Origin of the sequence: Kitasatospora sp. NPDC059973 (assembly GCF_042737525.1) — a bacterium.
GTDB lineage: Bacteria > Actinomycetota > Actinomycetes > Streptomycetales > Streptomycetaceae > Kitasatospora.
The window spans coordinates 1-1,387 of the sequence record NZ_JBHWUI010000369.1 but is presented as its reverse complement, the minus strand read 5'-3'; the positions used below and the strand labels follow the sequence as shown (position 1 = coordinate 1,387).

2 protein-coding genes are annotated in these 1,387 nt (G+C 72.1%); one reads left to right on the top strand and one right to left on the bottom strand.

What is annotated here, in order from left to right:
• Nucleotides 1-54 precede the first annotated feature (54 nt).
• Nucleotides 55-660 carry a hypothetical protein gene (locus ACFWA9_RS39190; protein ID WP_329486959.1) on the bottom strand — a complete coding sequence of 202 codons (606 nt, stop codon included), beginning with the start codon at nucleotides 658-660 and terminating at the stop codon, nucleotides 55-57.
• A 330-nt stretch (nucleotides 661-990) separates the two neighbouring features.
• On the opposite strand from ACFWA9_RS39190, the gene ACFWA9_RS39185 reads away from it, so the two are divergent.
• Nucleotides 991-1,200 (top strand): DUF5703 family protein, encoded by a 210-nt coding sequence (locus ACFWA9_RS39185; RefSeq protein WP_329486960.1) that lies wholly within the window; start codon nucleotides 991-993, stop codon nucleotides 1,198-1,200.
• Nucleotides 1,201-1,387 lie beyond the last annotated feature (187 nt).

Genomic DNA, 1,387 nt, shown 5'->3' with positions numbered 1-1,387 from the left:
GCTCCGCCGCCCCCGGCAGGCGGGGCGGCGGAGCGGGCGGTGGCGGAGCTCAGGTCACTCGTCCGGGTCCTCGTCGTCGTAGACCTCGCTGACGTCGAACCGGCAGATCAGCAGCTGCGGGTCCGCGTGCTCGAAGGGCTCCGGCAGCCACTCCCCCGGCTCGGTCGGCTCGGCGGCGGCGACCCAGAGCGTGGAGTCACCCTCCTCCAGGCCGAACTCCTCGCTCCGGGCGGCGATCTCGTCCGGCTCGTACTCGCCGAACAGCACACCGATCGCGGCGTTCACCTCGCCCGACCCGCCCCCGCCGGGGGTCAGCGAGTCGTCCAGCCGCTCGGCCTGGGCGCGCAGCCGCTTCGGATCGACCACGTGGTAGTCGCGGCGGATCAGGACGCTGATCGCCTCGGGCTGCTCGGGGCCGTTGTACCCGCCCGGCCCCTCGTCGCCGGGGACCTCGAACGGGGTGACCTCGTCGTAGACCTCGTAGAGGAGTTGGTCGTAGGCGATGGCCGCCGTCGCGAGCTGCTCGTAGGCGGTGAACACAGCGGGATCGTCCGCTGCGCTGGGGCTTGACACCGCTTCCAGATGACGGTCGATGGCGGCCTTGACCGCCTCGGCGGCGGCGCGTACCTCGGCAATGGTGGGCTGCGCGGCATCAGACATGGTGCAGACGCTATCTCCCCTCGGTGTCGGTACGCACAGCGGTTGTCACCTACACCCGCGATTTCACCGCAACTTCCCCCCTGATGTCCGATCCGCGTGGTTCTGTACCCGCGCACACCCGCGCGGAGCGCGCGGATCCGGCACGGCGGGGCCGCCCGCGTGCCGCTTCCACGGGCCCTGAGCGGGGTATCCCGTCCACAGCGGAAACGGAACTGATGAGCTGTCAGGAGTGCGGGCGGGGCCTCGCCGGGAGGGCGGCCGAAAATACCCGGGCCCGTTGTCGGAGGCAGGCCGTAGGCTTGCTCGCAGGTGTCCCTCAGGAGGAGCGTTTTGACTTCACCGAAGCCGGTCCGGCAGCCGGAGTACGAGTACCAGTCGTTGCGCATGCCGCGCGGTACCTCCCGCAACGCGGCGCGCCAGCTGCTCACCGACCATGCCGAATACGGGCATTGGGAGCTGGACAGGCTGCGGCTGTTCCCGGACGGTAGCCGGACGGTGCTGCTGCGGCGGCGAATCATCCGGCAGGTGCGGAGCTGGTGACGGGCCCCTCCCGCTGACCGGTACGGGCTGCCGCCTCCGCACGCCTCCTCGGGCCGGGGCGTCGCGCACGACCCGGCCTGGTGCCGCCGTTCACGCTGCGTGGCCGAGCGGGTCGTCGGCGTGTGCGCTCCCGCCGGTCCGGAGCTGTCCGTCTGTGGTGCCCGCGGCCGTCCGCGGGACGGACGGC